This window comes from Lentimonas sp. CC4, assembly GCF_902728235.1.
Lineage (GTDB): Bacteria > Verrucomicrobiota > Verrucomicrobiia > Opitutales > Coraliomargaritaceae > Lentimonas.
In genome coordinates, this window is record NZ_CACVBO010000001.1 from 1,569,273 (window position 1) to 1,582,320 (window position 13,048).

General features: G+C 51.0%; 9 protein-coding genes. 7 read left to right on the plus strand and 2 right to left on the minus strand.

All coding sequences use genetic code 11. The features are described from left to right. Positions 1-35: 35 nt before the first annotated feature. Complete coding sequence (locus GZZ87_RS06910; RefSeq protein WP_162028045.1) at positions 36-2,018, plus strand: secretin N-terminal domain-containing protein; 1,983 nt, start codon at positions 36-38, stop codon at positions 2,016-2,018. A gap of 639 nt (positions 2,019-2,657) precedes the next feature. Beyond that, positions 2,658-2,810, plus strand: coding sequence for a hypothetical protein (locus tag GZZ87_RS19705; RefSeq protein WP_162028044.1), 153 nt, complete (start codon positions 2,658-2,660; stop codon positions 2,808-2,810). 21 nt (positions 2,811-2,831) lie between these two features. On the opposite strand, the gene GZZ87_RS06915 is transcribed toward GZZ87_RS19705, so the two are convergent. Then, the gene (locus GZZ87_RS06915; RefSeq protein WP_162028043.1) at positions 2,832-3,560 is read right to left on the minus strand and encodes a hypothetical protein; all 729 of its coding nucleotides are present in this window, start codon (positions 3,558-3,560) and stop codon (positions 2,832-2,834) included. Positions 3,561-3,625: 65 nt separating this feature from the next. On the opposite strand from GZZ87_RS06915, the gene GZZ87_RS06920 reads away from it, so the two are divergent. From GZZ87_RS06920 to GZZ87_RS06930, 3 genes are read left to right on the plus strand one after another with little or no spacing between them, the layout of a single operon-like run. Continuing rightward, on the plus strand, positions 3,626-4,573 hold the full coding sequence (locus tag GZZ87_RS06920) for a rhomboid family intramembrane serine protease (RefSeq protein ID WP_162051202.1): 948 nt from the start codon (positions 3,626-3,628) through the stop codon (positions 4,571-4,573). A gap of 51 nt (positions 4,574-4,624) precedes the next feature. After that, positions 4,625-5,611: a KpsF/GutQ family sugar-phosphate isomerase gene (locus GZZ87_RS06925; RefSeq protein WP_162028041.1), complete on the plus strand. Its 987-nt coding sequence runs from the start codon at positions 4,625-4,627 to the stop codon at positions 5,609-5,611. Between the two features lie 8 nt (positions 5,612-5,619). Then, on the plus strand, positions 5,620-7,077 hold the full coding sequence (locus tag GZZ87_RS06930; RefSeq protein WP_162028040.1) for an O-antigen ligase family protein: 1,458 nt from the start codon (positions 5,620-5,622) through the stop codon (positions 7,075-7,077). A gap of 20 nt (positions 7,078-7,097) precedes the next feature. Here the strand turns inward: GZZ87_RS06930 and GZZ87_RS06935 are convergent, their stop codons facing one another. Continuing rightward, positions 7,098-7,946, minus strand: a complete 849-nt coding sequence (locus GZZ87_RS06935) for a TIGR00730 family Rossman fold protein (RefSeq protein ID WP_162028039.1) — start codon at positions 7,944-7,946, stop codon at positions 7,098-7,100. Positions 7,947-8,098: 152 nt separating this feature from the next. Between GZZ87_RS06935 and smc the strand changes: the two genes are divergently transcribed. Both smc and GZZ87_RS06945 read left to right on the plus strand, forming a co-directional pair. Then, positions 8,099-11,827: a chromosome segregation protein SMC gene (smc, locus tag GZZ87_RS06940; RefSeq protein ID WP_162028038.1), complete on the plus strand. Its 3,729-nt coding sequence runs from the start codon at positions 8,099-8,101 to the stop codon at positions 11,825-11,827. Between the two features lie 102 nt (positions 11,828-11,929). Further along, entirely contained in the window at positions 11,930-13,042 is a 1,113-nt protein-coding gene (locus GZZ87_RS06945) for an alkene reductase (RefSeq protein ID WP_162028037.1), read from the plus strand. The last annotated feature ends 6 nt before the right edge of the window (positions 13,043-13,048 follow it).

The following is a 13,048-nucleotide window of genomic DNA, read 5'->3' on the forward strand; positions in this document are numbered from 1 at the left end:
TTTATTCTGTTCTCATTCAATCAACCAACAACCGTATGAAAAAATACCATCAAATTACCTTATTACTCTTTGCCCCAGTTGCTTTGTGGGCACAGGAGTATTCCGCTAGCGACATTGATTTATCAGATGCTGCTATTGTCAAAAGTGATGAACTCCCATCAGAGAGTCTCGTTCCTCTCACTGAGGTTGCAGATCAGGACGTCGATCTCGTTCCTCTAGCTGAGGATGCAGATATTGCCGATGCTCCCGAAGGTCCTGTTTTTGGGAAAATCGAGGCGACTCGCGCTGATGCAGAACCTGCAGTCGTGGATGCTACCGTCGATGAAGTGGCCTCTGTTAATGAAGTGCCCGCGGTAGAGCCAGTTCAAGCGTATGCTCCAGAGACAGTTGATATCCCAGATGCTACAATTGATGGAGTTGCCCTGGATGTCGTAGAGCCAGTTATCCAAGAAGAGGCGATCAGCGAGCTTCCGAGTGGTAGCGAAGTGGTCCTTCAATTGCCTGGGCAAGAAGTCCCGGCAGGAACAGCTACAATGGCAGAGGAGGAGACCATCTCTGTGGACTTTCCTGATGAAGACGTGCGCACGATACTACGCAATGTTGCGGATCTGTTTGACTTGAATGTTGTCATTCCTGATGCGCTCCAAGGTCGCACATCTATTAAGCTTCGCAATATTACTTGGAACCAAGTGTATGAAGTTGTGTTGGAGCCACTCGGCTTCACATACGTAGAGGATCGTAATATTATCCGAATCAAGAGCATCGAGGACTTGGTCACCGAGCCTGTTGATACACGTGTTTTTATTCTTAACTACGCTCAATCATCAGAAATTCAGGGATCAATTGCACCTTTGATTGATCCTGCGGCTGGTGGACGTATTCAGGTTGATGCTCGTAGCAATGCATTGGTGATTACTGAACGCCCGTCACGTATGAATAAGATCCAAGAGATTATTGATACATTGGATCGTGTGACGGATCAGGTCATGATTGAGTCTAAATTCATCGAAGTCTCTAATGGAGATCTGACAGATATCGGAGTTGATTGGGCTTACTTAAATGAGAATGAAGGTGATCTCCTCGGTGGTAATGGTGCTGGTTCCGGTAATCCTGGCTTTTCTCCTTCTCCTAATACACCTCCAGCGTCTGGCGGCAGTGGTCAGGTGATTGGCGGCCAAGATACAATTAGTGATGGCTTAGCTAATATTGCGGGAACTGGTGCTTCAGGTGGTTTAGTTGCGGTTTTCTCTAGTTCTCAGTTCGCTGCGACGTTGACTGCGATTCAGACTGAAAACCGCTCTAAATTAGTCTCCAATCCGACGGTCGTTGTGATGAATAACCAGCAAGCCGTCTTTCAGGTGGGCGAAGATTACCCGATCCGTGAGTTCTCGGTCAATGACCAGACTGGACAGCTAGAGACAGGAGAAATTGAGTATCGCTTTGTTGGTATCGAGTTGGATGTGACGCCTACGGTCAATGCGGCTGGTATGATTACACTGGATGTGCATCCGGTCGTGAGCGCACTTGGCGACACCGTGTCAACCAATGTGAATGGCTCAATCCTTGAAGATCAGATCTTCAAAAAGCGTGATGCGAAGACTCAAGTGACGATCAAGGATGGTTATACGATTGCTTTGGGCGGTTTAACTGCTGAAACAGAGGTGGAAGATGAATCTAAGGTGCCGTTATTGGGGGACCTACCTTATCTGGGACAATTGTTCCGTCATGATATATCGGACGTTGCGTCAACGAATCTAATCATTTTCCTGACCGCTAAAACACTGAATCCAGATGGCAGCACCTATGCGGATGTGATAGATCCACGCCAGATGGAAGTCATGGAATTAACACCTTCACAGATCCCTGGTTACGAAATTCCAGCGGCCGAATTAGAGTTGATTAATTCCATTGAAGCTAAGCGTGCAGCCGAGGCATCAAGCGAATATAAGGCTAGAATAAATGCCGACCTCGATGGAACAGAGGAAGAAGAAGATGCGAAGGCGACATGGATTCGTTAAGCGCTTAACTAGCTCATTTGGTTGTGCCGTCGCACTAGACAAATAACTGTATGAACACTGAGGCACGGGACCATCCCGTGCCTCTTTTTTTGCTCTTGTGGTCAAGCTAGAACGCTAGGTCCGCTCAGGGCAGGGTGACATGACACATTGTGACAGGCTGACCTCTCGGCGAAGGCAGGCGCTCTGGAAAGAGGTCTGCCAATTACTTTTGCCCCTCGATCGATGGCACCGGTCTGTGGCAGGGAGTTTTCCGATTCATCGTGTGTTACGTAAAAAAAACGGCTTAGGAGTGTGATATTATAAATGGCTTCCTCTCGCTGACTATACGTTTAGGTGAGGTGATATCAGTGCTTATATCGGTTGGGAATCTCAAGGAACTCGATTATGCGAACCGTTTCTTGAGTAAGGTCACTTTAGATTAATTCTATATAAGAATAGGTATTACGCCACTACGCGATGTGACGTGAAATTCAGAGTTGGGGCCAGTCTGATACCCTTACCTAATAGGTTTGAGCTGGTAGCGCAGGTCGGTCTCGAAGGCGCTACTGTCGAATATCCAAATTCGAGGCGGACGTCCCGGCCGCCACAGGCCTGAGTATGCAATGGCGCGCGGGACGCACACCGCTACCTTTAATTTGAATGGCTCAAACCTTTCGTGACACGGTCTTAGTTTCGGCGCTATGGGCTACGCGCGCTTTGGTGCTCAATGTGCTTGAGTCTCAACGCGAGCGATACCGTGAGTTGGGGCATGAAAAAAGCGCGGTCTCCGAAGAGCCGCGCTTTTATTGTTAAAATAATGAATGGGGATCGTGCCTATTTGCCGAATAGACCCTTGATGCTGTCTGTAGCTTTATTAATCACGCCTTCACCGTCACCTGACTCTGCAATGGCTGGGCCGATTGATTTCAGCACTTCGTTGAGGACGAGATCGATGACTTCTGCCATACTCTTCTTGTTGCCAGTCTCGCCGATGTCATTCATCTCGATGCGAGGTAGTGGCACGGTGGTGCTGTTCCCCATTAGACCAACGAAAATTGTGCCGTCTTCGATGATTAGCTGTTTAATGACGACTTGCTTGGAGGGGCCGCTCTCTGCGGGTGTTCCAGCCTCTGGCTCTGGCGTGGTTTTGTCTGAGCTACCAGAGAACTCTTCGATGTTATTCAGAAGTGCTTTGATGTTGGAGCTCAACAGTGTTTTTTCATAACTAATTTCAGGTTTTTTGATGTGGATTTTGTTGATGATGATTTTATCGCTGAAGACTGAGCCGGTATCGATGTCGACGTCGATTTCGCCGAGGGCGAAGATGTTTTCGTTCTCATAGCCGTCTGGGTTTCCGACATAGAGGCCTGTGAGCGTGCCGTTGCCAGAGAGGACGGAAATATTTACATCATCAAGGCGGACGGCAGTCTGTGTGACTTCGGGGCCGAACTTTTCAACAGCTGTTTTGATGCCTTTGTTTAGGGCGCTCGAGCCGAAAAAGTAAACTGCGGCTGCTCCAGCAATTGCCAGAATAAGTAGGAATAGGAATATCTTTTTTATCATATACGTGATGGGTTTATTGGTTGATTGCGAGTTGAAGACTAGCGCATGATGGCAATATGGCGAGCTTGAAAGCGATAGAGGGTAGGCATGGGCCGATTGACTTGGTTGATTTTGAGCCGGAAGAGGGGCTCATCGCAGTCGCTGTGCTTGATGATTATGTTAAAGCTGGCGAGGCGGGCTTAGCCATTCTGGCGATGGGCAATGCGTATTGGATGGAGCTGCACGAGGAGCGCTATGTGATTTGCGTGCAGGAGGATCGAGTCGTTGAGGTCTGTGCCGAGCTGGATGCTATCGCGGCGCTGGAGTCGAGGCGTGGCCGTCGTGATGGGCGCTTTGAATATGAGGAGTTTGATTTTGGGTGGTGGTCGTTCGTGCTCTATACTGCGGTGTTGATCGGCTGTTTTGTTTGGCAGGGGCGCTCGGATATTGTGACGAGTGGTCAGGCGGATGCTGTGGCGATGATGGGGGCCGGGCAGTGGTGGCGAGCTGTTACGGCTCTGACGCTACATGCGGATGTGGTGCACTTGGTCTCGAATTTGATTTCAGGCTTGGGCTTTACGTTTTTTGTCTGCCGATTTTTCGGCGCGGCGGCTGGCTGGTTCTTGGTGCTGCTGAGTGGGATTGCCGGTAATGTGCTTAACGCGGTGGTCTATTATCCAGAGCCGCATTATTCAATTGGTGCTTCGACTGCGGTGTTTGGGGCGTTGGGTGTGTTGACGGGGGTTGGCATTTGGGCTGCGGTTTCTGCGCCAGACCGTCGCTTATCGCTACCGCGGTGGTTGGTTCCTTTGTTTGGTGGGCTGACGTTGTTGGGCTTGTTTGGGGTGGGCGATGGCGAAGGCAATGTGGATGTCGCTGCACATATTAGTGGGTTTCTATGCGGTGCCGTGCTGGGCGCGCTCGGGGCATGTGCGCAGCGTTGGTTCGTGCTGTTGCAGCGTTGGTCAGTCCTTGTCGGTGGGCTGGCACTATTTTTGATCGTCGTGGCGTGGCGCGTTGCGGTGGCGTCGTAATGTGCTGGCAAATTGCTTTACCTTATCGAGGGAGCTGATTAGGTCTGTGGTATGAGTAATTCAGGTCTCAATCGACTCGAGGTAGGGCGTCAATCAATGCAAGCAGAGGCTGCGGCAATTCAAATTGCTGCGGATCGTTTGGGGGCATCGTTTGAGCGCGCGTTGGATGTGATCTTGGAGTCTAATAGCAAGTTAGTCATCTGTGGGATTGGTAAATCCGGTCACATCGGCACTAAACTGGCAGCGACCTTGTCTAGCTGTGGTATTCCTTCTGTATTTTTGCATGCGGCTGAGGCAATTCACGGTGACCTCGGCGTTTATCAGCCTGGGGATCCGACAATTGTTCTGTCGAAGAGTGGTAGCACTTCTGAAGTGCTGCGTTTGATGCCGATGTTTAAGAAGTTTAAGTCTCCAGTGATTGCGATCGTGGGCAATATGGACTCGCCGATAGCGAAGGGGGCAGACGTTGTGCTGGATGGCAGTGTTGAGCGCGAGGCTGATCCGTTGAATTTGATGCCGACGTCGAGCTCGACGGTGAGCTTAGCGATAGGTGATGCCTTGGCGGCTGCGCTGGTGCAGGCACGTGATTTTACCAAAGAGGAGTTTGCGACTTTCCATCCCGGTGGTCAGTTGGGGCGGAATTTATTGATGACGGTGGGCGATGTGATGCACGCTGCGGAGCAAGTAGCATGTGCGCAGGCTGAAGAGACCCTGCGTGAGGTGGTGATCCGAATGACGAAGTATCCGCTTGGCGGGGCTTGTGTCGTCGATGGGGATGGTTGTTTGACTGGGATAATCACAGACGGTGATATTCGGCGTATACTTTCGCAGGAGGGCGACATTTTGAGCATGCGGGTTGGAGATTGCATGACGAAGTCTCCTATTTTCACACAGCTAAGTATGTCTCTAGGGGATGCGGTGCGGATTATGGAGGATCGTAGTTCTCAGATCTCAGTGTTGCCAGTGGTTGCGAATGAAGGAGGTAAATTGATTGGCCTACTTCGTTTGCACGATGCGTATCAACCGAGTTTTTCTTAAGTTCGATTATGGGATCTCCTTCTGTTGCGCGCCGTGAATGGGCGGTGGTGTTGGTCGGAGGACTGACATTGGCTTTTACTGCATGGGGACTCGCGGGCGTTCGTCTCTGGTCGTTGCATACTTTGTTGGCTGGGGGGCTGCTGACTTTTTTGTTTTCGATCGTGCCGCTTCCGCAGGGTTGGAATGGCTCGGATGGGGAGCATGGGAATCGAAAGAATTTTAAGCGCCTGCTACGATTCCCTGTCTTTTGGTTTGGTTTGGCCTTTCTGGTCTATGTTTGCATCCAAGGGCTGAATCCAGCGTGGGTGCAGATTTGGGGAGAGAACGGTTGGCGGGTTGAAGAAGTGAAGCCCATTAGCTGGCTGCCGAGCAGTGTTGATGCCAGTTATGAGCCGATGGATGCCTTTCGGGTGCTCTCCTGTTTTACTGCGGCGTTTACCTTGGTCTGGGGACTTTGGGTCGGCGTGCGTCGACGCAGTAGCGCGGTTCTGTTGTTGTGGACGCTTGTGATCAGTGGAGTTGGTATGGCAATTGTCGCGATCTTGCAGGATTTTAGCGGCACCAAGCTAGTGCTGTGGTCGGTGAAATCACCGAATCATAGCTTTTGGGGCACCTTCTTTTACCGAAATCAGGGGGCGGCGTATCTGAATTTAATCATCTTCGCTTGTGCGGTGCTCTATTTCTACCATTTCAATCGAGCGGAGCGACGTGCGCAGAGCGGCGGGCCTCATTTGTTACTGTTTGTATTTGTATCGGTGCTGATGACTTCGATTGGTTTGGCGCTTTCGCGGGGTGGCATTTTGTTTGGCGGTGTGATGACGGCGTGCTTTTTTGTCGCAGCTGCTGCACGGTGGCTGTTTTCGACCTCAATACGTAATTCGATCGTGCTGACGTTGGTGATCGGCTCATTACTCGGGGCAGGGGGTTATATGGCGTTTCAATACGTCGATGTGCAGAATATTGAGAAGCGTTTTGGAGATATAGAGAAGACGATTGAAACTGCGGACAAGGATTCGCGAGCGATTACTACGAAAGTGACGTGGAAAATGGCACAGGAAGAACTGTGGTTCGGATGGGGCGCGGGCTCATGGCGCTATGTCTTCCCGATGTATCAGAAAAGCTATCCAGAGATTTTTTACAAACGCTACCACCCTAGCCGAGGGTGGATCGGGCGTAAATTCTATCGCTATGCACACAATGATGTCGTGCAGTTTCTGTGTGAATACGGGGTCGTCGGTTGCAGCTTCTTATTGCTGATTTTGGGCTACTGGGTGTGGTGCCTACTGTTTCGAGCCTCGGGCAATGCCATGAGCGCAGTGATGCTATTAATTGGCCTCGCGATGGTATTTGGACATGCCTTTGTGGACTTTATTTTCCAGAGCCCGGTTTATTGGGTCGCATTGAACGGTTTGCTCTGTGTCAGCGTGAAACTGCTCTCACTACATAGTGAGAGAGTCTATCGCTAGGAGACGTGCCTGATGGGCGGCTACGAAAGGTAGCGCTCGGTCAATTGCTTGATAATACTGTCGCGTGCTTCTTCTACGGTGTCGACGATGGTAAACAGATCGAGATCTTCAGGCGAGATCGTGCCCCATTCGACTAAGGACTCGAAGTTGACGACACTATTCCAGAATTCGCTACCAAAGAGGACGATCACCGGATTTTCGGCGGTTTTACCAGTTTGCACGAGTGTGAGTGTTTCAAATAGCTCGTCCATCGTGCCAAAGCCGCCTGGAAAGGCGACTAGAGCTTTTGCCATTGTGACAAACCAGTATTTGCGGACAAAGAAATAGTGGAATTCGAATTGTAGGTTTTTAGGGACGTATTCGTTGACGCCTTGTTCAAAAGGGAGGCTGATGCCCAGACCGATGGATTTGCCACCCGCATTATGAGCGCCACGGTTTGCAGCTTCCATGATCCCCGGGCCGCCACCTGAGCAGATCATGAAGCGGTGTTGTTCTTCTGGTGGGAGGCTCATTGTCCACTTTGTCAGCTCTTCTGCGAGTTCGACAGCCATGTTGTAGTAGGGTGCTGCTTTGACCGCGCTCTTGGCCAAACGCAGGGCATCTTTTTCGCCGGCGGTAAGGTTCGAAGAATCGACAATCGTTGCCTGGAGCTCTTTCAATTTTGCTTCTGCAACGTCGACAGGCATGATGCGTGCGGAGCCAAATAGCACGATGGTGTCTTTGACCTGTTCTTCGGCGAAGCGAATGCCGGGTTCGGTCATTTCCGCGAGCACTCGGATATTACGAGCGCCATCGCTGTTTAGGAAATTGAGGTCTTTATAGGCTTTGATCGGCCATTCATCGCGGGAGCATTGTGTAGAATCGGACATAAGTAGTGAGGCTGGTTTAACGTTTTCGTTAATGTTAGCACCTCTGAGCTCTCTCGCAACCATTTCCCTACTATCTTTTAGGATTGCGAGTGCTGCTTTGGGCGATTCTTCTAGTTTTTTCTACCCATCTTTCGTAGTCCAAATCAGTATCCATGTATCTCAAAGAGATCGTCATCAGTGGTTTTAAGAGTTTTGCCGATCGCACGCGCCTTGACTTGCGCCGCGGGGTGACGGCCGTGGTCGGACCGAATGGTTGCGGTAAGAGTAATATCGTCGATGCGATTCGCTGGGTGCTGGGCGAGCAGAGCGCCAAGGCGCTGCGTGGTGCGTCCATGCAAGACGTCATTTTTGAGGGCACAGATAAACGCAAGGGCCTGCCCACCTGTGAGGTGTCACTGACCTTTACAGACTGCGAGGCCGAGTTAGGGACTGCGTTTAACGAGGTCGAGATTTCTCGGCGTGTTACAAGGGACGGTGGCAGTGATTACTATATCAATGGCAAGGTTTCGCGGCTGAAAGATATCCAGCGTTTATTTGCGAATACTGGGGTGGGGCGCGTGTCTTACTCCTTCATGCTACAGGGGCAGATTGACCAGATCTTATCGACCAATCCATCTGAGCGGCGCACTATTTTTGAGGAAGCAGCCGGTATTACCCTTTACAAAGCGCAGCGTAAAGAGGCGCTCAACAAGCTCTCGCTCGTCGATGCCAACCTTGCCCGTGTGACGGACGTGATCGAAGAAGTGAGTCGGCAGATCGGTTCGTTGAAACGTCAAGCCAGCAAGGCACTCCGTTATCAGCGGATTAAGCACCGTCTGACGCATTTGGATTTGGCGTTCAGTGCGTATCGCTTTACGTCGTTAAAAGGTTCAATCGATACACTCGCAACGCGAGCCGACGAGTTGCGTAAGAAGCTAGAAGCACACACCGAATCGATGGCTGCCGACGAAGAGGCTCTGGCAGTCCAAAAGGCCGCGCGTGCCGACCTCAACGAGAAGATGCAGGAGCTGCAGCAGCGCGTGTTTAACCTGCGCTCTGAGAAGGAGAATTCTGAGAACCAGGCTGAGTTCTCAGGCATCCGCATGAAGGACCTCGAAGCACGCATCGCGGAATATCAAAAAGAGATTCAAGGCCTGGAAGCGCAGCAGAACGAGTTGGCTGAGCGTGCTCGTAATGAATCTGAAAATAAGCAGCTACAGCTCGACGTCGTCGATGATTCGGATCGTATTTTTCGTGACCGCAGTGATGAACTCGTTCGAGCGCAGGAGCAGCTCGGCGAGATGGAAGCGCAACTGCAGCAACGCCGACAGACGGTGCTGCATGCGGAGAACCGAATCAACCGCTCCCGCTCGCGTTGCACGACTCTCGAAGTCGATCTCAAGACCTATCAGGTCAAGCACGCTGCGTTGACCGAGACCCTTTTAACGCTCAAAGAAGAGGTGGTCGTGCTGGAAAAAGGCCATGCCGATATTCAGCGCTTGCTGGCACGACGTCGTGAGGAGCAGCAACTCAGTGAATCTGCGTTGGAGCAGGCCCGTGTTGATTCGAAGGAAATTCTACAACAGTCCCGCACGATGCAGGAGCAGATCCAAGAGCAGGATCGTGGGATCGCACGTAAAACTGCTCAGCTGAATGTGCTTGAGAATCTACAGGCGAAATTTGAAGGATTTGGCGAAGGTGCGAAAGCGATCCTAGGCGATAAACTCGGCGAGGTGGTTTCGAAGAACAGTGTCTCGATTATCTCGAAAGAGCTGAAGGTGCAGCCCGCATACACGAGTGCTCTGGAGACGCTGCTTGGTCAAGCTGCGGAAGCACTGTTTATTGGCGATACGAAGCAGGCGCTCATGGTCATTGATCGGCTGGATGCCGATCAGCTGGGTCGTGCTTGTTTGCAAGTGAACTTAGAGGCTGGGCATAGTAAGATACCTGGGGTGAAGTTGCCTGACGATATCGTGGCGGCAGTTTCGGTCGTGCTAGCACGCGATTCTAGCTTGAGCGAAGCCGTGGCGCGTTTGCTTACAAATTGCTACTTTGCAGAAAGCTTAGAGAGCTTTGTTAAGTTTTGGAAAGCGCATCCGGAGTTTAACTTCTTACTCGTTGCAACTAAGAACGGTGAGATCATCGACTGCCGTGGTTTGATTCACGGCGGGCGGACTTCGGGTAAAAAGTCCTCCAGTGTGATCGAGCGCGAATCTGAGATTCGTAAACTTCGTAGTGAGATCGAGACTGAGCGTAAGGCGCTCAATACATTACGTGAGCAATCCACCACCTTGGAAGATCAGCGTCTCGTTGCAGAAGCGACCGTCGAAGAGCAACGTCAACGTCTGAGCGAACTCGCGAGTGAGGTGTCTGGGCTCGTCGCCGAAGAGCGTAACCAAGGGCAGAAGGTCGAGCACAATGCTCGGTCGCATCACAAAAGTGAGGATGATCTGGAGCGACTGGATGCGAAGCATGGTGACTCGGTGCAAGAGCTTGAAGAAGCGCAGCAGGAACTCGTCGCTGCTGAGAAAGCATTGCTCGAAGAGCGCCAAAGCGGCACTGATCTAGAGGATGCCATTGCTGAAGCCCGTGAGACCCGCGATCAAAAGCGTGAAGCACTTGCGGACGTTCGTCTCGAATTGGCGGAGAAGAAGCAACGTCTTGAATCAGTCGATCGCGTGCTGGGTGAAGTGCAGCGTGAGACAGCGAGTTTGCAGAACCGAATCATTCGCCGTAACCAAGAAATTGATACGATCAATGAACAGATCGGCCAGCTCAAGGGCAGCGGGGCTCGCGAGCGTGAGAAGAGTCTCGAACTTGAGAAGACTTTACAGGTCGCCTCGGCTTCATTGTCCGAAGATCGTGCGGGCATCAAAGAGATGGACGCCGTGATTACTGGTATTGATGGTAGTTTGGGCGGGCGTCGCAATGAAGGGCGCACGTATGATCAAGAGATGACGCGCCTAGAAATCCGTCTTGCTGAAGAGCGATCACAGATCGGATTTATTCACAGCGCTGCGCACGACGACTATCAGGTCGAGCTGGAGCGAGTCGATTGGAAGGCCGAACTTTGGGAAGGCAATGTTGAGTTTGATAAGCGTGTGAATCTCGATGATTTAGATGATCCTGATAAGCTTTCCGCCCAACCGAAGCATGAGCGTCGCGATCCGACGGAAGAGGAGCTTGCTGAGATGGAGTCGACTAATTGGGCGATCATCGAAGACGAAGTGTCCGAGTTGAAGAGCCGTATCTCGAATATGGGGCCAGTGAATCTCGATGCCATTAGCGAGTATACTGACTTGAAGGAGCGCCACGATTTCTTGAAGAATCAGAGCGAGGACCTGTGGAAGGCTAAAAATGCGTTGGTTAAGACGATCGATGAAATTAACGAGACTTCGCAGAAACTGTTTCGAGATACCTTCGAGCAAGTGCGTAAGAACTTTGCGTTCACCTATGAGAAAATTTCCGGTGGAGGTGAGTCGGATCTCATCTTAGTGGACTCTGAGGATGTGCTTGAGTCGGGGATCGATATTATCGCTCGCCCTCCGGGGACGCGTCTAAAAAGTGTCACACTGCTTTCTGGTGGGCAACGCACGATGGCCGCGGTGGCACTGCTGTTTGCGATCTATCTGGTGAAGCCTAGTCCGTTTTGTGTGCTCGACGAAATTGATGCGGCACTCGACGATGCGAACATTGGCCGCTTCTGTGAAACACTGCATGGCTTTACCGAGAAGTCGCAGTTTTTAATCGTGACGCACAATAAGCGCACGATCTCTAACGCAGACACCGTATTCGGTGTGACAATGCCGGAGAAGGGCGTATCTAAGCTGCTCTCCATGCGCTTTAACCAAGATACAAATCGCCCTGAGCTTGCTGGTGCGGATAACTCGCAACCGTTCTAAGCAAGCTAGCTGCACCCACCTTCGCCTGTTTTTTGCGTGGTCGTTTGCAATCACTGCTCAGCTCATGTAGATCTATGGTTTCCATCTCCAATTGTAACCATTATGAATGAATTCGATCTTTTTAGTCCCTATACAATGGGCGAACTCAAACTGAGTAACCGCTTCGTAATGGCGCCGATGACTCGATCGCGCTCATCGCAGCCAGGCGATGTTCCAAATGCATTGATGGCTAAATACTATGCTCAGCGTGCCTCCGCAGGCTTGATCATTACTGAAGCGACTCAAGTTTCACTTCAAGCCATGGGTTATGCGAAGACGCCTGGGGTCTATTCTGCCGAACAAGTGGAAGGCTGGAAACTCACTACCGAAGCAGTCCACGCCAAGGACAGTCAAATTTTTCTGCAGCTCTGGCATGTTGGTCGAGTCTCTAGCGCTCAAGTTAATGGGCTACAACCCATCGCGCCGTCCGCGATTCCGGCCAAAGACACTAAGGTGTATATTTTTGATGGTGCCCCGAATGGTGATGCTACGATGATTGCGGTCGATGAGCCACGTGCAATGACCCTCGATGATATTGATGCAGTTATTGGCGAATTTCGAGTGGGTGCTCGTCATGCCATCGACGCTGGATTTGACGGCGTAGAGATTCATGGAGCGAATGGATATCTGATCGATCAATTTTTGCGGAGTAATAGTAATCATCGCACTGATGATTACGGTGGCAGCCTAGAGAACCGCATTCGCTTGTTAGTTGAGATTACTCGAGCTGTCGTCGACGAGATCGGAGCAGACAAGACGGGCGTCCGGCTCTCGCCATTTATTAGTTTTAAAGATATGAGCGACCCCGATATTTTGGAGACGATCATGCTTGCCGCACAGGCCTTAGATCAACTTGGCGTGACCTACATTCACTTGTGCGAAGCAGACTGGGACGATGCACCAGCGATTCCCGAGAACTTTCGCATTCAGTTGCGCGAGTGTTTCACAAAGACAATTATTGTCACAGGCAATAAGACCCCTGAACAAGCAAATGCACTGATCGCCTCAGGATATGTCGACCTTGTCGGTTTTGGTAGGAATTTCCTAACGAATCCAGACTATCCCGCGCGTGTTAAGTTGGGAGCTCCCCTTAACGAAATCAGCGATACTCATACACTCTTCGGAGGTGGAGAGGCTCGCGGGTATACAGATTACCCGGCACTAGCGGATTCGTGATATATC

Coding starts and splice junctions, on each gene's coding strand:
- GZZ87_RS06945 (WP_162028037.1), top strand. CDS start 11,930: ATGAATGAATTCGATCTTTTTAGTCCCTATACAATGGGCGAACTCAAA.
- GZZ87_RS06930 (WP_162028040.1), top strand. CDS start 5,620: ATGGGATCTCCTTCTGTTGCGCGCCGTGAATGGGCGGTGGTGTTGGTC.
- GZZ87_RS06935 (WP_162028039.1), bottom strand. CDS start 7,946: ATGTCCGATTCTACACAATGCTCCCGCGATGAATGGCCGATCAAAGCC.
- GZZ87_RS06910 (WP_162028045.1), top strand. CDS start 36: ATGAAAAAATACCATCAAATTACCTTATTACTCTTTGCCCCAGTTGCT.
- GZZ87_RS06915 (WP_162028043.1), bottom strand. CDS start 3,560: ATGATAAAAAAGATATTCCTATTCCTACTTATTCTGGCAATTGCTGGA.
- smc (WP_162028038.1), top strand. CDS start 8,099: ATGTATCTCAAAGAGATCGTCATCAGTGGTTTTAAGAGTTTTGCCGAT.
- GZZ87_RS19705 (WP_162028044.1), top strand. CDS start 2,658: ATGGCTCAAACCTTTCGTGACACGGTCTTAGTTTCGGCGCTATGGGCT.
- GZZ87_RS06925 (WP_162028041.1), top strand. CDS start 4,625: ATGAGTAATTCAGGTCTCAATCGACTCGAGGTAGGGCGTCAATCAATG.